The organism is Streptomyces sp. NPDC050856 (assembly GCF_040653855.1).
GTDB lineage: Bacteria > Actinomycetota > Actinomycetes > Streptomycetales > Streptomycetaceae > Streptomyces.
In genome coordinates this window covers 109,161-128,157 of record NZ_JBFAGV010000007.1, presented here as the reverse complement: position 1 = coordinate 128,157, position 18,997 = coordinate 109,161, and the positions used below count along the sequence as shown (strand labels likewise).

Genomic DNA, 18,997 nt, shown 5'->3' with positions numbered 1-18,997 from the left:
GCGGGCCGGCGGCTCCCGCGCCGGCCGGGCGGCCCGTACCGTGCGGCACGCCGGCGGCGCCGGGCAGTCGCCGGCGCCGCGTCACCGGGCCCCGCCGCACGCGTGCGCTACAACACCAGCGACAGCAGCAGGACGAAGGCGATCCCCACGACCGAGATGAGGGTCTCCATCACCGACCAGGTCTTGACCGTCTGGCCGACGCTCATCCCGAAGTACTCCTTCACCAGCCAGAACCCGGCGTCGTTCACATGGCTGAAGAAGAGGGAGCCGGCCCCGATCGCCAGCACCAGCAGGGCGGTGTGAGCGGTCGTCATGTCCGCCGCCAGCGGGGCCACCAGCCCGGCCGCCGAGATGGTGGCCACCGTCGCCGAGCCGGTCGCCAGCCGGATGGCCACGGCGATCAGCCAGGCCAGCAGCAGCGCCGGTATCGCCCAGTCCTCCGAGAAGTCCAGGATCATCCGGCCCACCCCCACGTCGATGAGGGTCTGCTTGAAGCCACCGCCCGCGCCGACGATCAGCAGCACGCCCGCGATCGGGGCGAGCGAGGTCTCCACCACGGTGGAGATCCGCTCCTTGGTGAAGCCCGCCGCCCGGCCCAGTGTGAAGAGGCCCGTGATCACCGCGGCCAGCAGGGCGATCAGCGGCGAGCCGATGACGTCGGTGACCCGCTGGAGGTGGCTGCCGGGGTCGTCGACGACGATGTCCACCAGCGCCTTGACCAGCATCAGGACCACCGGCAGCAGCACCGTCGCCACGGTGATCCCGAAACCGGGCCGGCGCCGGAGGTCTTCGGAGGGACGCTGGGGGATCATGCGCTCGGGCGCCGGGATGTCCACCCACCGGGCCGCGTACCGCGAGAACAGCGGCCCGGCGACGATCACGGTGGGGACCGCCACGAGGACACCCAGCGCGAGCGTGACGCCCAGGTCGGCGCCGAGCGCGTCGACGGCGACCAGCGGGCCGGGGTGCGGCGGGATGAGCCCGTGCATCACCGACAGGCCGGCCAGCGCCGGCACCCCTATCCGCATCAGCGAGTGGCCGCCGCGCTCGGCGACCAGCAGCACCACCGGGATCAGCAGCACGATGCCGACCTCGAAGAAGAGCGGCAGCCCGATGACGGAGGCGATCAGCACCATCGCCCACGGCATGGCCCGGCCGCTCGCCCTCGCCAGGATCGTGTCGACGATCTGGTCGGCGCCGCCCGAGTCGGCGAGCAGCTTGCCGAGGATGGCGCCGAGCGCGATGAGCACGCCCACCCCGGCGACGGTGGAGCCCAGGCCCTTGGTGAACGACTCGATGGCCTTGTCGAGGGGGGCGCCCGCCAGGGCTCCGAGCCCCAGCGAGCCGATGGTCAGCGCCAGGAAGGCGTGGAGCCGGAACCGGGTGATGAGCAGGACGATGGCGGCGATGCCCGCCAGGACGGCGATGCCGAGCTGTGCGTTGCCCGCCGAAGTGATCGGTTCGGTGGCGTCCGCCGCCAGCATCTCGACGCTGAGATTCAGACTGGTCACAGGGTTCCTCGGGTAGCGAGCCGGCGCAGCGCGGCGACGGCCCGGTCGGCGATTTCCTCGGGGCCGCCGGACACGTCGACGGCGACACCCGTCTCGTCGTCCTCCAGCGGCTGGAGCGTGGCGAACTGCGAGTCCAGCAGCGCGGTGGGCATGAAGTGCCCGGTGCGGGCGGCCATCCGCTCCTCGATCAGGCCCCGCTCGCCGGTCAGGTGCAGGAACACCGCGCCGGGCGCGGCCGACCGCAGCCGGTCCCGGTAGGCCCGCTTGAGCGCCGAACTGCTCACCACTCCGCCCCGCCCCGCGCGCCCGTGCGCCCACCGGCCGATCGCGTCCAGCCAGGGCCACCGGTCGTCGTCGTCCAGCGGGACACCGGCCGACATCTTGGCGATGTTCGCCGCCGGGTGGAAGTCGTCGCCCTCGGCGTAGGGGACGCCGAGGCGTTCGGCGACCAGCGGACCGATGGTGGTCTTGCCGGTTCCCGCCACGCCCATCACGACGACGACCGGTGGCTGCTGCATGGGTGGGTGCCTCGCTGTCCTCTTCGACATCGCTTCCGGACGCGGTCCGTCGCCGGACTCCGTCGCCGGACACTGAAACCCATTGGGTACGACGTATTCAAGACCCTGTGACATAAAAGTCATACTTAATTGCCGGGTTGTCGTCCGGTCCGTCCCGCCCGCTTAGGCTTTGCCCATGACGACTCAGGCCCGGGGGCTCCATACGCGTGTGCTGGACACCCTGGGCCTCGCCATCACCGCCGGTGAGTACCGCCCCGGCAGCGTGCTGCGCACCGACGAGCTGGCCCAGCGCTTCGAGGTCTCCCGCACCGTCGTCCGCGAGGTGGTCCGCGTCCTGGAGTCGATGCGCCTGGTCGAGTCGCGCCGCCGTGTCGGGCTGACCGTGCGCGCCACCGAGGAGTGGAACGTGTACGACCCCCGGGTCATCCGGTGGCGGCTGGCCGGTTCCGACCGCCCCCGCCAGCTCCGGTCGCTCACCGTGCTGCGCTCCGCCGTCGAGCCGGTCGCCGCCGGCCTGGCCGCCGCGCACGCCACCCCCGAGCAGTGCCGGGCGCTCACCGAGCACGCCCTGGGCATGGTCGCCACGTCGCGGGGCGGGCAGCTCGACGCGTACCTCGTCCACGACATCGCCTTCCACCGCGTGGTGCTCAACGCCTCGGGCAACGAGATGTTCGCCCGGCTCGGGGACGTCGTCGCGGAGGTGCTCACCGGCCGCACCCACCACCAGGTGATGTTCGACGACCCCGACCCGGCCGCCGTCACGCTCCACGTCCAGGTCGCCGAGGCCGTACGGGAGCGGGACGCGGAGCGTGCCCGGGAGCTCACCCGGCAGATCGCCGAGGGGGCCCTGCACGAGCTCGATGTCCTCGTTCCTTAACCAGCCGGTAACCTCTGAAACACCTCAGACCCACCCGTACGTGACATACACCACAGCCAAAACGGCGACTTTGGCCTGACTATGTCCCCTGGCCTGAATGTCACGGTGACCATCCTCATCACCGGCGTACGGCTGATACCGCACGATCCCTCACGAAGGCGACCTCCAGATGAGTGACCGCACCCTGCCTGCGGCCGACACCCTGAGCCCCGGTTCCCCGGCGGCGAAGGGCACCCCCCACATCGACGCCGGTGACGCCGGATACAGCAAGGACCTCAAGTCCCGGCACGTCAACATGATCGCCATCGGCGGCGCGATAGGCACCGGCCTGTTCCTCGGCGCCGGCGGCCGGCTGGCGGGCGCGGGGCCCTCCCTGGCCATCGCGTACGCCGTCTGCGGCGTCTTCGCCTTCTTCGTCGTCCGGGCCCTCGGTGAGCTGGTGCTCTACCGCCCGTCCTCCGGCGCCTTCGTCTCCTACGCCCGTGAGTTCATGGGCGAGAAGGGCGCCTACACGGCCGGCTGGCTGTACTTCCTCAACTGGTCGACCACCGCCGTGGCCGACATCACCGCGGCCGCGGTCTTCGCGCACTACTGGTCGCTGTTCAGCGACGTCCCGCAGTGGGTGCTCGCCATGATCGCCCTCGCCGTCGTCCTGACCGCGAACCTGATCTCGGTGAAGTACTTCGGCGAGATGGAGTTCTGGTTCGCGATCATCAAGGTCGCCGCGCTGGTGATCTTCATGTGCGTCGGTATCTTCCTGGTCGTCACCCAGCACGAGGTCGGCGGCCACACCCCGGGCCTGGCCACCATCACCGACAGCGGCGGCGTGTTCCCGCTCGGCATGTTCCCGATGCTGATGGTCGTCCAGGGCGTCGTCTTCGCGTACGCCTCCGTCGAGCTGGTCGGCGTCGCCGCCGGTGAGACCGAGAACCCCGAGAAGATCATGCCGAAGGCGATCAACTCCATCATGTGGCGCGTGGGCCTGTTCTACGTCGGTTCGGTCGTCCTGCTCTCGCTGCTGCTGCCGTACACCTCGTTCTCCGGCGGCCAGAGCCCCTTCGTCACCGTCTTCGACAAGCTCGGCATCCCGGGCACGGCCAACATCATGAACCTGGTCGTCCTCACCGCCGCGCTGTCCAGCCTGAACTCGGGCCTGTACTCCACCGGCCGGATCCTGCGCTCGATGGCCATGTCCGGCTCGGCCCCGAAGTTCACCGCACGTATGAACAAGGGCCAGGTCCCCTACGGCGGCATCCTGCTGACCGCCGGCTTCGGTGTCCTGGGCGTCGGCCTCAACTACGTCATGCCCGGCGAGGCCTTCGAGATCGTCCTCAACTTCGCCTCCATCGGCATCCTCGGCACCTGGGCCATGATCATGCTCTGCTCGCTGCTGTTCTGGTGGCGCGCGAAGGAGGGCAGGGTCGAGCGGCCGTCCTACCGACTGCCCTGGGCGCCGTACACTCAGATCGTGACGCTGGTGTTCCTCGCCTCCGTCGTGGTCCTGATGTGGATCGGCGGCGGCGTGGGGCGGACCACGGTCGCCTGCCTGCCGCTGATCGCGGCCATGCTGGTCGGCGGCTGGTTCATGGTCCGCAAGCGGGTGCTGGCACTCGCGAACGGCCAGCCGCGGGACTGATCGCCCGCTCCCTGACGTACGAAGCCCCCGCCGACCGACCGGCGGGGGCTTCGTGCCGTGCGGAGCCGCCACCGGCGGAGGCGACGATTCCGCCACTTCCGGCCGGAACCGTCGCACCGGCGGGCCGCCCGGGCACGGAATAGTGGTGCCGACAGTGGTCCGATGAAGGGAAGGCGCACGATGACACAGCAGGTCCAAGGGGTCGTCGCCCCGGGGAAGAACCAGCCCGTGCGGGTCGAGACGATCACGATCCCGGACCCCGGCCCGGGGGAGGCCGTGGTGAAGATCCAGGCCTGCGGGGTCTGCCACACCGACCTGCACTACAAGCAGGGCGGGATCAACGACGACTTCCCGTTCCTGCTCGGCCACGAGGCCGCCGGCGTGGTCGAGTCGGTCGGCGACAACGTCACCGACGTGGCCCCCGGCGACTTCGTCGTCCTCAACTGGCGGGCCGTGTGCGGCCGGTGCCGGGCCTGCCGGCGCGGCAGGCCCTGGTACTGCTTCGACACCCACAACGCCGAGCGGAAGATGACGCTCAGCGACGGCACCGAGCTCTCGCCGGCCCTCGGCATCGGCGCGTTCGCCGAGAAGACGCTGGTCGCCGCCGGTCAGTGCACCAAGGTCGACCCGGCCGTCTCCCCGGCCGTCGCCGGTCTGCTGGGCTGCGGTGTGATGGCCGGCATCGGCGCCGCCATCAACACCGGACAGGTCGGCCGGGGCGACACGGTCGCCGTCATCGGGTGCGGCGGCGTCGGTGACGCGGCGATCGTCGGCGCGCGGCTGGCGGGCGCCGCCAGGATCGTCGCCGTCGACATCGACGACCGGAAACTGGACACCGCCCGGTCCATGGGCGCCACCCACACCGTCAACTCGCGCTCCACCGACCCGGTCGAGGCGATCCGCGAGCTCACCGGCGGCTTCGGCGCGGACGTCGTCATCGAGGCGGTCGGCCGCCCGGAGACCTACCGGCAGGCCTTCTACGCCCGCGACCTGGCCGGCACGGTGGTCCTCGTCGGCGTCCCCACCCCCGAGATGAGGCTGGAACTGCCGCTGCTGGACGTCTTCGGGCGCGGCGGCGCGCTGAAGTCGTCCTGGTACGGCGACTGCCTGCCCTCCCGTGACTTCCCGATGCTCATCGACCTGCACCAGCAGGGCCGCATCGACCTGGCAGCCTTCGTCACCGAGACGATCGGCCTGGGCGACATCGAGAAGGCCTTCGCCCGCATGAGCGAGGGCGACGTTCTGCGATCGGTGGTGGTCCTGTGACGGCCGCCCGCGTCGACCACCTGGTCACCTCCGGCACCTTCTCGCTGGACGGCGGCACCTGGGACGTCGACAACAACGTTTGGATCGTGGGCGACGGCTCGGAGGCGATCGTGATCGACGCCGCCCACGACGCCGAGGCCATCCTGGCCGCGCTGGACGGCCGCACCCTGCGGGCCGTGGTCTGCACGCACGCCCACGACGACCACATCGGCGCCGCCCCCGCGCTCGCCGCCGCCACCGGCGCGCGCGTCCTGCTGCACCCCGACGACCTGCCGCTGTGGAAGCGGACACACCCGGACCACCACCCGGACGGCGAGCTCACCGACGGCCAGACCCTCACCATCGCCGGCGCGGACCTCACCGTGCTGCACACCCCAGGCCACGCGCCGGGGGCGGTCTGCCTCTACGCGCCGGACCTGGGCACCGTCTTCACCGGTGACACCCTCTTCGCCGGCGGTCCCGGGGCCACCGGCCGGTCCTTCTCGGACTTCCCCACCATCATCGACTCGATCCGCGACCGGCTGCTGACCCTGCCGCCGGACACGGTGGTCCGCACCGGACACGGCGCGACCACCACGATCGGCGCGGAGGCACCGCACCTGGAGGAGTGGCTCAGGCGAGGTCACTGAGCCGCAGCCGGCTCTCGAACCGCACCGGGGAGCCCGTCACGGGGTCGGTGAACTCCAGCGCCCGCGCCAGCAACTGCAACGGACGTGTGTAGTCCTCCGGCCCCTCCTCCCGAACCACCGGGTAGAGCGGGTCGTGCAGGATCGGCACCCCCAGGCCGGCCATGTGGACCCGCAGCTGATGGGTCCGGCCGGTGTCCGGCACCAGCCGGTACCGGCCCAGGCCGCCCCGGTGCTCCAGCAGTTCGACCCGGCTGACGCTGTTGGGCTCCCCGGGCTCCTCGTACGCCGCCGGCACCCCGTGCTCCTTCACGATCCGGCTGCGCACGGTCACGGGCAGGTCGAGCCCGGGCCGGTGGGCGGCCACCGCCTCGTACTCCTTGCGCACCCGCCGGTCGCGGAACAGCGTCTGGTAGGCGCCCCGGTCCCCGGGCCGTACGACGAACAGCGCGAGCCCCGCCGTCAGCCGGTCCAGCCGGTGCGCCGGCTGGAGCAGCGGCAGTCCCAGGCCGCGCCGCAGCCGTGCCAGCGCCGTCTCGGTGACATGCCGCCCGCGCGGCGTGGTCGCCAGGAAGTGCGGTTTGTCGGCCACCACGATCCGCTCGTCCCGGTACACCACCCCCACCTCGAACGGCACCCGCTCCTCGGCCGGGAAGTCCCGGTGGAACCACAGGTACCGGCCCGCCGTGTACGGCTCGTCGGCGCCGACGGCCGCGCCGTCCGCCCCGACGAACCGGCCCTCCGCGAACATCGCGTCGACCCGCTCGGCGCCGATGGCCCCCGCGTACCGCCCGACCAGATGGTCCCGGACGGTGCCCCACGCCCGGTCCGGATCGGCGGGCAGCCGCAGCCGGACCGGGTCCACACCGGCGCGCTGCGGCAGGGGGGCCGCCGGGGCCTTCGTTCTGCGTCTCACCGCCCCACGGTAGCCCCGCCCCGGGGCGGCCCGGCCAGCGAGGCCACCGAGGGCAGGACGGCGGCGATCCGGTCCCAGGCGGCCCGGTCCCGCTCGACCGGGGCGAGCGTCTCGCCCTCACCGGCCCGCCAGGCCGTGGCCACGGCCACCGGGTCGTCGCCGGTGGCCGCGCCCACCGCCAGCGCGGCGGCCCCCAGGGCGACCAGCTCGGTGGCCCGGGGCAGGACCAGCGGTCGCCCGGAGAGCCGGCGGACCGTCTCCACCCAGGTACGGCCCCTGGCGCCGCCGCCGATCAGCCGCAGCGGTGCCGAGGGCGCGACGGAGGGCAGCGCGTCGAGCGCGCGCAGCACGGTGAACGCCGCGCCCTCGTAGGCCGCGCCGAGCAGCTGCCGCGGTGTGGTGGTGTGCCGCAGCCCGGTGAGCAGTCCGGTGGCGCCCGGCAGGTCGGGGGTCCGTTCGCCGTCGAGGTACGGCAGGAGGACGGTGTCCCCGCCGGGCACCGCGTCCTCGCGGTCCAGGCCCAGCAGAGCGGCCACCCTGTCGACGGCGAGCGTGCAGTTGAGGGTGCACCCGAGTGGCAGGTACGTACCGTCGGTGGCGGCGAAGCCGGCGAGCGCGGCCGTGGCCGGCCGGGTCGCGGTGGCGGTGAACACCGTACCCGAGGTGCCCAGCGAGACCACCGGATGGTCCAGGAGCCCGGCCGCGCCCAGGCCCAGCCCGACGGCGGCGGCCATGTTGTCGCCGGTGCCCGCGGCGACCGCGACGCCTTCCGGCAGGCCCAGTTCCCGGGCCGCCGCGGTGGTCAGCGTCCCGACGCGGGTGGCCCCGGTCGGTGCCACGGCCGGGAGGCGGGCGGCGTCCAGCCCCAGCAGGTCGAGCAGCTCGGGGTCGTAGGCGCCGGTCGCGGTGTTGTACCAGCACGTGCCGGACGCGTCGCCGGGGTCGGTCGCGGCCGTCCCGCCGAGCCGCTCGGTGAGGAAGTCGTGGGGGAGGCGCACGGCCGCGGCGGCCTCGGCGGTACGCGGCTCGTGCTCCCGCAGCCACTGCCATGTGGTGGCCGTCATGGACGCCACCGGTACGGAACCGGTGCGGACGAGCCAGCCTTCGGCGCCGAGCCTGCCGGTCAGGGCGGCCGCCTGGGGCGCGGAGCGGGTGTCGTTCCACAGCAGGGCGGGACGCAGCGGGCGCCCGGCGGCGTCCAGGACGACCAGGCCGTGCTGCTGGCCGGCGACGGCGATGCCGGTGACCGCGCGGGCGTCGAACCCCTCCAGGGCCCGGGCGACGGCCCCGGCGAGCGCCCGCCACCACTGCTCGGGGTCGCTCTCCCGCGCCCCGCCCTCGCCGCTCACCGTGTGGGCGGCCCGGCCGGTGGCCAGGACCTGTCCGGTGGCGGCGTCCACCAGGACCGCCTTGGTGGACTGGGTGGAGCTGTCCACGCCGATCACGGCCGGGGACGACTGCATCTCGGTACCTCTCAGCTCTCTTGGCGAAGGGCCGTCCGTAGCGTATTAGTAATGTGAAAAAACAAATAGACCTGGAGGCCCGGCATGTCGGAACGCTTCATCCCCGCTCCCGAAGACAGGTTCACGTTCGGCCTGTGGACCGTGGGCTGGCAGGGCACCGACCCCTTCGGCACCGCGACCCGCCCCGCCCTCGACCCCGTCGAATCGGTCGAGCGCCTGGCCGGCCTCGGCGCGTACGGCGTGACGTTCCACGACGACGACCTGATCCCCTTCGGCTCCTCCGACTCCGAGCGCGAGGCGGCGGTCAAGCGGTTCCGCGACGCCCTGGACCGCACCGGCATGAAGGTGCCGATGGCCACCACCAACCTCTTCACCCACCCGGTCTTCAAGGACGGAGCCTTCACCGCCAACGACCGCGACGTCCGCCGCTACGCGCTGCGCAAGACGATCCGCAACATCGACCTGGCCGTCGAGCTCGGGGCCACCGTGTACGTGGCGTGGGGCGGCCGGGAGGGCGCGGAGTCGGGCGCCGCCAAGGACGTACGCGCCGCGCTCGACCGGATGAAGGAGGCGTTCGACCTCCTCGGCCAGTACGTCACCGAGCAGGGCCACGACCTGCGCTTCGCCATCGAGCCCAAGCCCAACGAGCCGCGCGGCGACATCCTGCTGCCCACGATCGGCCACGCCCTCGCCTTCATCGAGCGCCTGGAACGCCCCGAGCTGGTCGGCGTCAACCCGGAGGTCGGCCACGAACACATGGCCGGCCTCAACTTCCCGCACGGCATCGCGCAGGCCCTGTGGGCCGGCAAGCTCTTCCACATCGACCTCAACGGCCAGTCCGGCATCAAGTACGACTAGGACTTCCGCTTCGGCGCGGGCGACCTGAGGCAGGCCTTCTGGCTTGTCGACCTGCTGGAGAACGCCGGCTACGAGGGGCCGCGCCACTTCGACTTCAAGCCCCTGCGCACGGACGGCTTCGACGGCGTGTGGGAGTCCGCGAAGAACTGCATGCGCAACTATCTGATCCTCAAGGAGCGCGCCGCGGCCTTCCGCGCCGACCCCGAGGTCCAGGAGGCCCTGACCGCCTCCCGCCTCCCCGACCTCGCCCGCCCCACGGCCGCGGACGGCCTGACGTCCCTGCTGGCCGACACCTCGGCCTACGAGAACTTCGACGTCGCCGCCGCCGCGTCCCGCTCGATGGCCTTCGAACGCCTCGACCAGCTCGCGCTGGACCACCTCCTGGCCACCCGCTGACCCGTCCGGCCAGCCCGTCCGGCGCAGGGGGAGGATCGGCGGCGAGCGACGGTCATGAGACCGGGCGGTCGCCCCGCCGACCGCGAGGGCACCCGCCCCGACCCGGCCAAGCGCCGCACGGCACCCGCCCCGGCCGGGGCCACCCGGCAGGAACCGACCCGGTCACGCGCCGCGCGGGCACCGGCAGGTCACCGGGGCGCGCGTACCGTGTGGCCCGCCGGGTCGGCGATCACGTCCCGCACCACCACCGCCGCCGCGCCCCGCGCCGCGTCACCCGAGGACGAGGAGGCACGCAACCGCCCGCTCCCCTCCGGCCACAGCCCCGACACGACCCGCAGGGTCAGCTCCCGGTCCGCCGCCGGACCCAGCCACGGCATCAGCGGCCGGTAGATCCCGCCCAGCACCACCGCCTCCGGGTCCAGCAGGTTCACCGCCCCGGACAGCACCAGCCCCAGCATCCGCCCGGCGCGTTCCAGCGCCGCCACCGTCCGGGCGTCACCGGCGCGGGCGCGCCGTTCCAGCTCCGCCACCCCCGGCATCCCCGCCGTCTCGTCGAGCCCCGCGCCGCGCAGCAGCGCCGCCTGCCCGGCGTACTGCTCCAGGCACCCGCGCGAACCGCAGCGGCACGGCCGGCCCTCCGCGTCGGCCATGGCGTGCCCGATCTCGCCGGCGAACCCGTGCGCCCCGCGCATCAGCTCGCCGTCCACGACGAGGGCGCCGCCCACCCCGATCTCGCCGGTCAGGTACAGGAAGCCGCGCACCCGCTCCGGCCCGGCGCCCACGCCGAACCACAGCTCCGCCAGCGCCGCCGCGTTCGCCTCGTTGTCCGAGCCCACCGCCGGTGCCGGCCGGTCTGGGCGCAGCTCGCCCAGCGCCCGCGCGAAGAGTGTTTCCGCCGCGACCCGGTTCCAGCCGAGGTTCGGGGCCTGGCGCACGGTGCCGCCGGAAACCAGCCCCGGCAGCGCGAGCCGCGCCCCGGCCGGGTGCAGGTCCTGCTCGGCGGCCGACTCGAGCGTCCGCGCCGCGACCCGCGCGGCCCGCTCCAGCACTTCACCGGGTGCCACGCCCCGGTTGTCCACGTGCTCGGTGAGCCGCACCCGGTCGGTGCCGGCCAGGTCGACCACGCAGACGGAGACGTAGTCGACGTTCACCTCGACGCCGAGCCCGGCCGGCCCCGTGCGGGCCACCCGCAGCGCGGTCCCGGGCCGCCCCGCCTGTCCGCTGAACGTCTTGCCCCGCTCGGTGAGGAACCCCCCGGCCAGCAACTGCTCGACCAGCGACGACACCGCCGCCCGCGTCAGCCCCACCCGAGCCGCCACCGCCGCCCGGGTCGCCTCGCCCTCGTCGTGCACGGCCCGCAGCACCAGGCTCAGGTTGTGCCGCCGCACGGTGTCCTTGTCGGCCTTGGGCTCCAGCGGATCGAGAGTGTTCTTCATGGTGCGGCCGAGCCTATGCGACGCCCGGCACACAGAAGCGCGGGCCCGGTCTGCCGACCGAACCCGCGCTTCAAGCTGTGTCCGAGGGGGGACTTGAACCCCCACGCCCGATAAAGGGCACTAGCACCTCAAGCTAGCGCGTCTGCCATTCCGCCACCCGGACTCAGGTGTCTGTCTCGCGGCCCTGGGCCGTTCCGACGTGGAAAACCATAGCAAACAATCGGGGTGCCCGATCACGCCCCCGGTGCGGGCCACCCTTGGGTGCCGGACCGGCGGGGTGGAGGATGAGGGGGACCCCACCAGCAGCGACGCGGGAGGAACCAGCGTGAGCGAGTCGAGCACGGCGCGGACGGCCACCGTCACCGGCGAGGACGAGGTCGTCGACCTCTGCCGCGACCTGATCCGGATGGACACCAGCAACTACGGCGACCACTCGGGCCCGGGGGAGCGCGCGGCCGCCGAGTACGTCGCGGAGAAGCTCGCCGAGGTGGGCCTGGAACCGAGGATCTTCGAGTCCCACAAGGGCCGGGCCTCCACCGTGGCCAGGATCGAGGGCGAGGACCCGTCCCGGCCCGCCCTGCTGATCCACGGCCACACCGACGTGGTCCCCGCGAACGCCGAGGACTGGACCCACCACCCCTTCTCCGGCGAGATCGCCGACGGTTGCGTCTGGGGCCGCGGCGCCGTGGACATGAAGGACATGGACGCGATGACCCTCGCCGTCGTCCGGGACCGGCTGCGCGGCGGGCGCAAGCCCCCGCGCGACATCGTCCTGGCGTTCCTCGCCGACGAGGAGGCGGGCGGCACCTACGGCGCGCGTCACCTGGTCGACAACCACCCGGAGCTCTTCGACGGCGTCACCGAGGCGATCGGCGAGGTCGGTGGCTTCTCCTTCACCGTGAACGAGAACCTGCGCCTGTACCTGGTGGAGACCGCCCAGAAGGGCATGCACTGGATGCGCCTCACCGTCGAGGGCACCGCCGGCCACGGTTCGATGACCAACACCGACAACGCCGTCACCGAACTCTGCGAGGCCGTCGGGCGGCTCGGCCGGCACACCTGGCCGGTGCGGGTCACCAAGACCGTGCGGTCCTTCCTGGACGAGCTGTCCGACGCGCTGGGCACCCCGCTCGACCCGGAGGACATGGACACCACGCTCGCCAAGCTGGGCGGCATCGCCAAGATGATCGGCGCCACCCTGCGCAACTCCGCCGCGCCGACCATGCTCGGCGCCGGCTACAAGGTCAACGTCATCCCGGGGCAGGCCACCGCGCACGTCGACGGCCGGTTCCTGCCGGGGTACGAGGAGGAGTTCCTGGCCGACCTGGACCGGATCCTCGGGCCTCGCGTCACACGCGAGGACGTGCACGGCGACAAGGCGCTGGAGACCACCTTCGACGGGAGGCTGGTGGACGCCATGCAGTCCGCGCTGCGGGCGGAGGACCCGATCGCCCGGGCGGTGCCGTACATGCTCTCCGGCGGCACCGACGCCAAGTCCTTCGACGACCTCGGCATCCGCTGCTTCGGCTTCGCACCGCTCCAGCTGCCGCCCGAGCTCGATTTCGCGGGGATGTTCCACGGGGTGGACGAGCGGGTGCCGGTGGAGGGCCTGAAATTCGGCGTCCGGGTGCTGGACCGGTTCATCGACGCCAGCTGAAACGAGTGAATAGTCGGCTGAAACGACACTCAAATAATCGACCGCGTGTGCACACCAGACCGAAAAGGGTGAACGCGGTCAGCATCACGTAGCCCCGTTACTTCCTCCTCGTTACAGGTGGTGCGGTCCGCGGCTGGGGCCGCATTGCCAACGAGGAGGAATAATGATCAAGAAGGTTGTCGCCACCGCGGCTGCTGCCGGCGGTCTGCTGCTGGCCGGTGCGGGCATGGCCGTCGCCGATGCCGGTGCCCATGGTGCCGCCGTGGGTTCCCCGGGTGTCATCTCGGGCAACGTCGTGCAGGTCCCCGTCCACGTGCCGATCAACGTCTGTGGCAACACGGTGGACATCATCGGCCTGCTGAACCCGGCCTTCGGCAACGTCTGCGTCAACGACTGACGTTGCGCCTCCACCCGTAGTGGACTGAGCCCGGTCGGCCCCGGAGCGCGCGCCATGCGCCCCGGGGCCGGTGGGCATTCGGCCTCCGGGCGCTGTGCCCGGGGGTTTTCGGAAGCCTAGAAGGCAGGGAACTAGCTATGCGACAGGTCACGCGAAAGGGCCTGACCATCGTGGCGGCCGCGGGCGGCGTACTCGCTCTCGGTGGCGGTTACGCAACGGCGCACAACGGCGCCGGCGCCCACGGGGCCGCGACGAATTCCCCGGGCGTGGGGTCCGGCAATTCGGTACAGGCGCCGGTGAGTGTGCCGGTGAACGCGTGCGGCAACACCGTGAACGTCGTCGGGGCCCTCAACCCGGCGTTCGGGAACAAGTGCGTCAACAAGTCCAGTGGCGCCGAGGCGGAGGGCGTAGCGAGCAACTCGCCCGGCGTCGCCTCCGGCAACAACGTCCAGGCCCCGGTCAGCGTGCCGGTCAACGCCTGCGGCAACAGTGTCGACGTGGTCGGCGCTCTCAACCCGAGCTTCGGCAACGGGTGCGGCAACGGCAGCCACCCCGAGCAGCCCGGCAACCCCGGCACCCCGGAGCGGCCCACCGTCCCGGAGAAGCCCGGCAACCCCGGCACCCCGGAGCGGCCCACCGTCCCGGAGAAGCCCGGCAACCCCGGCACCCCGGAGCGGCCCACCACTCCGGAGAAGCCCGGCAACCCCGACAAGCCGGCCACCCCGGACAAGCCCGGCTCGCCGATCGAGCCGAACAAGCCGGCCCCGCAGGACGTCACCCCGCCCCAGGCGGAGGACGAGCTCGCGCAGACCGGCTCCGCTCCGATCGGGATGCTGCTCCCGGCGGGCGCGGCCCTGCTGCTCGGCGGCACGGTGCTCTACCGCCGCGCCCGGCAGACCTCGTAACCGTCCCGGGTACGACGAGGGGGCCCCGCACACGCGGGGCCCCCTGGCGTTTCGCCCGCCACCTCACCAGGTGGCGCGCACCTGACGGATGATGCGCCGGCGCAGCCGCACTCTGCGGCTGCCGTCCCGGTGCAGACTCAGTCGGTCCAACTCCCAGTGTCCGTACTCGGCATGGTCGGTCAGCAGACGCGTCGCCTCCTTGCGGGAGACCCCGCGAGGCACGTACACATCGACAAATTCGTATTCCGGCATCGCATCTATTGTGCGTGCACCGGCCCGGTACGGATAGCGTCTGCCCTATGTCTGATGCTGCGCAGCCCACCGCTGCCGAGGTACGTGCCGCCGCCGAGGCGGTCAAAGCCGCACTGGACCGCCACCTGGAGGCGGTCGAGAACCGCACGGGTGACGACGACCCGGCCGTCTACGCCGCCTTCAACGAGCTGGCCGCCGCCGCCGAGGCGTACGACGAGCGGCTCTACGACCGCTACGACGAGGTCACCCCCTTCGAGATCCCCGGCGTCGAGGACTCCCTGCCGCCGTACGCCGGGCCGGCGGAGCCCAACGCGCTCAGCGTGCTGATCCGCCGCGACTACGCGGTGGCCGAGCCGCAGCGTCTGCTCGCCCAGGCCCAGCGCATCGCGGACCTCGACCGGGGCGAGGACAGTCCGGAGCCGGTCCCGATGGTCGGCAGGAGCGTCCACGCGGCCCTCGGCATGCTCTTCGGGGAGTTCGAACCCGACGAGATCGCCTCGCGGCACAAGGAATTCGGCCTGGAGGAGGGCGACTCGACGCTCTGGGTGGCGGCGGCCGACGACCTCCCGGAGCCCGGCGAGTGGCTGAGCACCCCCTTCGACCAGGCCGACCCGGGCCGGGTGATCTGCCGCTTCGACGTGAGCGCGGTCTTCGACGAGGACGATCTGGACGGGGACCTGGCGGACGGCCCGCCGGACATGCCCTGAGCCGCCGGTCACGCTCCGGGTCCGCCGGTCACGCTCCGAGCCGGGCGGACACGCCCCGGGCCCGGGCGGACCCCTCCGCGCGGGCCCTCCGCCCGGCCCCGCCGCCTCAGCCGCCGTCCGGCGCGGGGGCGGCGGCCAGCAGCCCCTCCAGGAGGGACCGCAGCCGGGTCGTCCTGGGCGGGGGCGGTGTCTGCGCGACCGCCCGGGGCAGCGCCTGGTCCACGCCGTGGACCACCGACAGGTGCCGCTCGCCGCGGCCGAACGCGGTGTAGACCCAGGCGCGGTGCAGCGCCTGGGCGGCGTCCCCCGGCAGCACCACGACCACGGCCGGCCAGCGCGTCCCGACCGCCTGGTGCGCCGTGAGCGCCCAGCCGTGCCGGACCGCCGACTCCACCTGGTCCTTCGGTACGACGACGGGCTCGCCCTCGCAGTCGAGCCGGAGACCGTCCGGTTCCGCGGTCACCACCGTGCCCGGCACCGTCCGGCCCGGCGACGGGGCGTAGGCGACCCGGTCGCCCGGGTCGAACCCGCCGAAGCGTCCGGGCCCCGGGTTGAGCCGCTGCTTCAGCGCCGCGTTCAGCGCGCGGGTCCCGGCCGAGCCGCCGTGGCCCACCGTGACGACCTGCGTCCGCTCGGGCGGTACGCCGATGGCCCGGGGCACCGAGTCCGCGACCAGCTGCACCGTCCGGTGCACCGCCTCACCCGCGTCCCGCACCGGGACGATCACGACTTCCTTGCCCGGCGCCGCCACCTGGTTCAGCTCGCCGATCCCGATGCCGGACACCAGCTCCCCGATGGGCCCGGGGTCCGGCGTCCGGGAGGCGATCTGCGGGCACACCCGGGCCGCCAACACGTCGGCGAAGACCCGCCCCGCGCCCGCCGACCACAGCACCCCGGGATCGCCGCTCAGCACCAGCCGGCAGCCGTCCGGCAGGGACTCCACGAGCATCGCGGCCGTCTCGACGTCGAGCTGCGGCGCGTCCAGCACGACCAGGAGGTCCAGGGCGAGCGCGCCGTCCTCGTCCCGGCCGGGCCCGGCCGGGCCCGACAGCAGCTCGGGGACGGTGACCGCCCCGGTGTCCCGGCCCAGCCGGCGCCCGCCGTCGCGGGTGTGCGTGGCCACGGCGGCCCGCAGCCCCAGAGCGCGCGCGGCCAGGGCCAGGGCGACCGGCTCCGCCCGCGCCGCCTCGCCACCGGTGTGGGCGACCAGCCCGTGCTCGGCGACCGCCCGGGCCAGCTCGGTCGGGGCCGCCACCTCCCACCGGGTGTCGGGGCCGCTCCTGGCCAGCCGGGCCAGCCCGTCGGCCAGGCTCTCCTCGGCGAGGGCGTACCGGTCCAGTCCCAGCAGCACCGGTACCGGCTCGGCCCGCTCCTCGCCCGTCGCCTCGACGTCCGGCTGCTCGCCGCCGGGCTCGTCCAGCCCGTCGTGGAACACCAGCACGGCGCCCCCGGCGACCGCGTGCCGCACCGCCTCGTCCGGGTCGGGCACCGACCGCTCGGCCAGCGCGGCGCGCACGGCCGCGGCCTCCAGCGCCGTGTGCCCCTGGAGCGCCGCCCGCCGGAGCAGCCAGCCGACGAGGGCGTCCGTGCGGCGGCCGTCACCGGGCCCGCATTCGGGGCCGAGCAGCGCCCGGGCGAAACCGTCGGCCTGCTCCGGCCGCACCCCGGGCACGTCCAGCAGGTGCCACGGGTTCTCCCGCAGCGCCTTCGCCGCCGCTTCGCCGAGCTCCGCCGCCACCTGTCCGGCGAGAGCCTCGGGCGCGCCCCCCTCCCGCAGCACGGCCCGGACGGCCACCACCGTCTCCGGCGCGGCCGTCCGCGCCGCCCGGGCAGGGGCGGGGGCCGCGGCGGGCTGCCGGACGGGCGCGGCCGCTTCGGGAGCGGGCCGCCGGGGCGCGGGCGCGGGGGAGTCGAGGAAGGCGGAACCGCTCTTCTCACCGCTCTCCACGGCCCGTACCGCCGCGAGCAGATCAGCGGCTCGCCCGCTCAGCTTGGCGCCGGCCGCGATGGGGCCGCCCTTCTCCGCCTTGCGCTGCTCGATCCGCGCCCGCAGCTCCCGCTGAGCGGCCAGCTCGGCGTCGGCCTCCGAGACCGAGCCGGCTGCCGGGTCCCCCGCACCGGCCGGGCCGCCGTCACCCGTGCCCTCGCCGGCGGAGCCGTCCCCGGCCGGGTCCGTGTCACCGGGGCTCTCGTCCGTGCTCCCGCCGCCCGCGGGGCCCACCCGCGCACCGCCCCCGTCGTCCCCGCCGCCACCAGGTTCCCTGTCCGCCGGGCCGGTGCCCGGCGCCTCCCGGCCCGCGTCCGCCTCCTCGGTGACGGCCGCGTCGGCCTGATCGGCCTGATCGGCCTCGTCGGTCCGGTCGGTGTCGTCGGCACGGTCCGCCTCGTCGGCGGGGTCGGGCACGGGCGCCTCGGCGGCCGCGGCGGACTCACCGGTGCCACCGGCCGTGGCACCGGCCGTGGGCTCGGCGCCCTCCGCCCCGGTGGTCCCGGCGGCGGTCACGGCGGCCTGGTCGTCGGCCGAGGGGCCGGGGGTTGCCCCCCGGGGAAGCGCGGTCACAGCGTGCTCCAGTCCTGATCGGGATAGCGGTGCACGGGCGCCGACACGTCGTCGAGCGCCTGGCAGATCTCGTCAGGAAGACTAAGCGCCTCCACTGACAGCGCCGCCGCGAGCTGCTGCGCGTTGCGCGCGCCCACGATCGGCGCCACGACCCCCGGCCGGTCCCGTACCCAGGCCAGCGCCACCTGCAACGGTGTCGTCGCCAGCCCGTCCGCCGCCGTCACCACCGCGTCCACGATCCGGGTGGCGGGGTCGTCCAGGTACGGCTCCACGAACGGCGCCAGTTGCTCCGAGGCGCCCCGTGAGCCGGCCGGGGTGGCGCGCCGGTACTTGCCGGTCAGGACGCCGCGCCCCAGCGGTGACGACGGCAGCAGCCCGACGCCCAGGTCCAGGGCGGCCGGCAGCACCTCCCTCTCCACGCCCCGTTGCAGCAGCGAGTACTCCATCTGCGTACTGGCCAGCCGGGCGCGCACCCCGGGGGCGGCGAGCTGCCAGGTCGCCGCCTTCGCCAGCTGCCAGCCGCAGAAGTTCGACACCCCGACGTACCTGGCCCGGCCGCTGCTGACCGCGATGTCCAGCGCCTGGAGGGTCTCCTCCAGCGGCGTGGCCGGGTCGAAGGCGTGGACCTGCCACAGATCCACGTAGTCCGTCCCCAGCCGCGCCAGTGACGCGTCCAGCGCGGCCAGCAGGTGCCCGCGCGACCCGTCGAACCGCCGGTCGGGGTCCGGCACGCTGCCCGCCTTCGTCGCGAGGACCAGGTCGCCCCGGGCCACCAGCCGCTCCACGAGCCGGCCGAGCAGGTACTCGGCCTCGCCGCCCCCGTACACGTCCGCCGTGTCGATCAGCGTCCCGCCCGCCTCCCAGAACACCTTCAACTGGTCCACGGCGTCGTGCTCGTCGGTGTCCCGTCCCCACGTGAGGGTGCCGAGTCCGATGCGGGACACGCGCAGGCCGGTACGGCCGAGATGCCTCTGCTCCATGGCGCGAGATTACTGGCCGGGGGCCCACCGGCGGAG

The 18,997-nt window shown here is 73.6% G+C and carries 16 protein-coding genes, 1 tRNA gene and 1 pseudogene; 9 read left to right on the top strand and 9 right to left on the bottom strand.

The features are described from left to right. Positions 1-107: 107 nt before the first annotated feature. Together AB0H53_RS09470 and AB0H53_RS09465 are read right to left on the bottom strand one after the other, a co-directional pair. Complete coding sequence (locus tag AB0H53_RS09470) at positions 108-1,484, bottom strand: gluconate:H+ symporter (protein ID WP_362109458.1); 1,377 nt, start codon at positions 1,482-1,484, stop codon at positions 108-110. A gap of 23 nt (positions 1,485-1,507) precedes the next feature. After that, a complete protein-coding gene (locus AB0H53_RS09465; protein ID WP_362109256.1) occupies positions 1,508-2,029 on the bottom strand; it encodes a gluconokinase in 522 nt (173 codons plus the stop codon). A gap of 175 nt (positions 2,030-2,204) precedes the next feature. Between AB0H53_RS09465 and AB0H53_RS09460 the strand changes: the two genes are divergently transcribed. From AB0H53_RS09460 to AB0H53_RS09445, 4 genes are all read left to right on the top strand, one after another. After that, positions 2,205-2,906: an FCD domain-containing protein gene (locus AB0H53_RS09460; RefSeq protein WP_362109254.1), complete on the top strand. Its 702-nt coding sequence runs from the start codon at positions 2,205-2,207 to the stop codon at positions 2,904-2,906. A gap of 169 nt (positions 2,907-3,075) precedes the next feature. Beyond that, the gene (locus AB0H53_RS09455) at positions 3,076-4,542 is read left to right on the top strand and encodes an amino acid permease (protein ID WP_362109252.1); all 1,467 of its coding nucleotides are present in this window, start codon (positions 3,076-3,078) and stop codon (positions 4,540-4,542) included. A gap of 180 nt (positions 4,543-4,722) precedes the next feature. Beyond that, positions 4,723-5,808: an S-(hydroxymethyl)mycothiol dehydrogenase gene (locus tag AB0H53_RS09450; protein WP_362109250.1), complete on the top strand. Its 1,086-nt coding sequence runs from the start codon at positions 4,723-4,725 to the stop codon at positions 5,806-5,808. Further along, positions 5,805-6,437 (top strand): MBL fold metallo-hydrolase, encoded by a 633-nt coding sequence (locus AB0H53_RS09445; protein WP_362109248.1) that lies wholly within the window; start codon positions 5,805-5,807, stop codon positions 6,435-6,437. Before AB0H53_RS09450 ends, AB0H53_RS09445 begins: the two co-directional genes overlap by 4 nt. Here AB0H53_RS09445 and AB0H53_RS09440 read toward each other — a convergent pair. Beyond that, on the bottom strand, positions 6,421-7,350 hold the full coding sequence (locus AB0H53_RS09440; protein ID WP_362109246.1) for a pseudouridine synthase: 930 nt from the start codon (positions 7,348-7,350) through the stop codon (positions 6,421-6,423). The genes AB0H53_RS09445 and AB0H53_RS09440 overlap by 17 nt on opposite strands. Further along, on the bottom strand, positions 7,347-8,813 hold the full coding sequence (xylB, locus tag AB0H53_RS09435) for a xylulokinase (RefSeq protein WP_362109244.1): 1,467 nt from the start codon (positions 8,811-8,813) through the stop codon (positions 7,347-7,349). Before xylB ends, AB0H53_RS09440 begins: the two co-directional genes overlap by 4 nt. 84 nt (positions 8,814-8,897) lie before the next feature. On the opposite strand from xylB, the pseudogene xylA reads away from it, so the two are divergent. Continuing rightward, positions 8,898-10,067, top strand: a pseudogene (gene xylA / locus AB0H53_RS09430) (xylose isomerase). Positions 10,068-10,255: 188 nt separating this feature from the next. Here xylA and AB0H53_RS09425 read toward each other — a convergent pair. Both AB0H53_RS09425 and AB0H53_RS09420 read right to left on the bottom strand, forming a co-directional pair. Beyond that, positions 10,256-11,503, bottom strand: a complete 1,248-nt coding sequence (locus AB0H53_RS09425) for an ROK family protein (protein WP_362109242.1) — start codon at positions 11,501-11,503, stop codon at positions 10,256-10,258. A 78-nt stretch (positions 11,504-11,581) separates the two neighbouring features. Continuing rightward, a tRNA-Leu gene (locus AB0H53_RS09420) sits at positions 11,582-11,666 on the bottom strand. Between the two features lie 162 nt (positions 11,667-11,828). Here AB0H53_RS09420 and AB0H53_RS09415 point away from each other — a divergent pair. The 3 genes from AB0H53_RS09415 (at position 11,829) to AB0H53_RS09405 (ending at position 14,462) form a co-directional block, all read left to right on the top strand. Next, positions 11,829-13,160, top strand: a complete 1,332-nt coding sequence (locus AB0H53_RS09415; RefSeq protein WP_362109240.1) for a M20/M25/M40 family metallo-hydrolase — start codon at positions 11,829-11,831, stop codon at positions 13,158-13,160. Between the two features lie 163 nt (positions 13,161-13,323). Then, complete coding sequence (locus AB0H53_RS09410; protein ID WP_362109238.1) at positions 13,324-13,557, top strand: chaplin; 234 nt, start codon at positions 13,324-13,326, stop codon at positions 13,555-13,557. A gap of 137 nt (positions 13,558-13,694) precedes the next feature. Next, positions 13,695-14,462: a chaplin family protein gene (locus AB0H53_RS09405; RefSeq protein ID WP_362109236.1), complete on the top strand. Its 768-nt coding sequence runs from the start codon at positions 13,695-13,697 to the stop codon at positions 14,460-14,462. A gap of 63 nt (positions 14,463-14,525) precedes the next feature. On the opposite strand, the gene AB0H53_RS09400 is transcribed toward AB0H53_RS09405, so the two are convergent. Then, complete coding sequence (locus AB0H53_RS09400; RefSeq protein ID WP_005319466.1) at positions 14,526-14,714, bottom strand: DUF5703 family protein; 189 nt, start codon at positions 14,712-14,714, stop codon at positions 14,526-14,528. A 47-nt stretch (positions 14,715-14,761) separates the two neighbouring features. On the opposite strand from AB0H53_RS09400, the gene AB0H53_RS09395 reads away from it, so the two are divergent. Continuing rightward, positions 14,762-15,421 (top strand): hypothetical protein, encoded by a 660-nt coding sequence (locus AB0H53_RS09395; protein WP_362109235.1) that lies wholly within the window; start codon positions 14,762-14,764, stop codon positions 15,419-15,421. Positions 15,422-15,527: 106 nt separating this feature from the next. Here the strand turns inward: AB0H53_RS09395 and AB0H53_RS09390 are convergent, their stop codons facing one another. Both AB0H53_RS09390 and AB0H53_RS09385 read right to left on the bottom strand, forming a co-directional pair. Further along, positions 15,528-17,981, bottom strand: a complete 2,454-nt coding sequence (locus AB0H53_RS09390; protein WP_362109233.1) for a helix-hairpin-helix domain-containing protein — start codon at positions 17,979-17,981, stop codon at positions 15,528-15,530. Further along, the gene (locus tag AB0H53_RS09385; protein ID WP_362109231.1) at positions 17,978-18,961 is read right to left on the bottom strand and encodes an aldo/keto reductase; all 984 of its coding nucleotides are present in this window, start codon (positions 18,959-18,961) and stop codon (positions 17,978-17,980) included. Before AB0H53_RS09385 ends, AB0H53_RS09390 begins: the two co-directional genes overlap by 4 nt. Positions 18,962-18,997 lie beyond the last annotated feature (36 nt).

Excerpts from the sequence above, each read along its gene's own strand:
- xylB (WP_362109244.1), bottom strand. The coding sequence starts at position 8,813 with ATGCAGTCGTCCCCGGCCGTGATCGGCGTGGACAGCTCCACCCAGTCC.
- AB0H53_RS09470 (WP_362109458.1), bottom strand. The coding sequence starts at position 1,484 with ATGCTGGCGGCGGACGCCACCGAACCGATCACTTCGGCGGGCAACGCA.
- AB0H53_RS09450 (WP_362109250.1), top strand. The coding sequence starts at position 4,723 with ATGACACAGCAGGTCCAAGGGGTCGTCGCCCCGGGGAAGAACCAGCCC.
- AB0H53_RS09400 (WP_005319466.1), bottom strand. The coding sequence starts at position 14,714 with ATGCCGGAATACGAATTTGTCGATGTGTACGTGCCTCGCGGGGTCTCC.
- AB0H53_RS09455 (WP_362109252.1), top strand. The coding sequence starts at position 3,076 with ATGAGTGACCGCACCCTGCCTGCGGCCGACACCCTGAGCCCCGGTTCC.
- AB0H53_RS09465 (WP_362109256.1), bottom strand. The coding sequence starts at position 2,029 with ATGCAGCAGCCACCGGTCGTCGTCGTGATGGGCGTGGCGGGAACCGGC.
- AB0H53_RS09460 (WP_362109254.1), top strand. The coding sequence starts at position 2,205 with ATGACGACTCAGGCCCGGGGGCTCCATACGCGTGTGCTGGACACCCTG.
- AB0H53_RS09395 (WP_362109235.1), top strand. The coding sequence starts at position 14,762 with ATGTCTGATGCTGCGCAGCCCACCGCTGCCGAGGTACGTGCCGCCGCC.
- AB0H53_RS09410 (WP_362109238.1), top strand. The coding sequence starts at position 13,324 with ATGATCAAGAAGGTTGTCGCCACCGCGGCTGCTGCCGGCGGTCTGCTG.
- AB0H53_RS09405 (WP_362109236.1), top strand. The coding sequence starts at position 13,695 with ATGCGACAGGTCACGCGAAAGGGCCTGACCATCGTGGCGGCCGCGGGC.
- AB0H53_RS09425 (WP_362109242.1), bottom strand. The coding sequence starts at position 11,503 with ATGAAGAACACTCTCGATCCGCTGGAGCCCAAGGCCGACAAGGACACC.
- AB0H53_RS09385 (WP_362109231.1), bottom strand. The coding sequence starts at position 18,961 with ATGGAGCAGAGGCATCTCGGCCGTACCGGCCTGCGCGTGTCCCGCATC.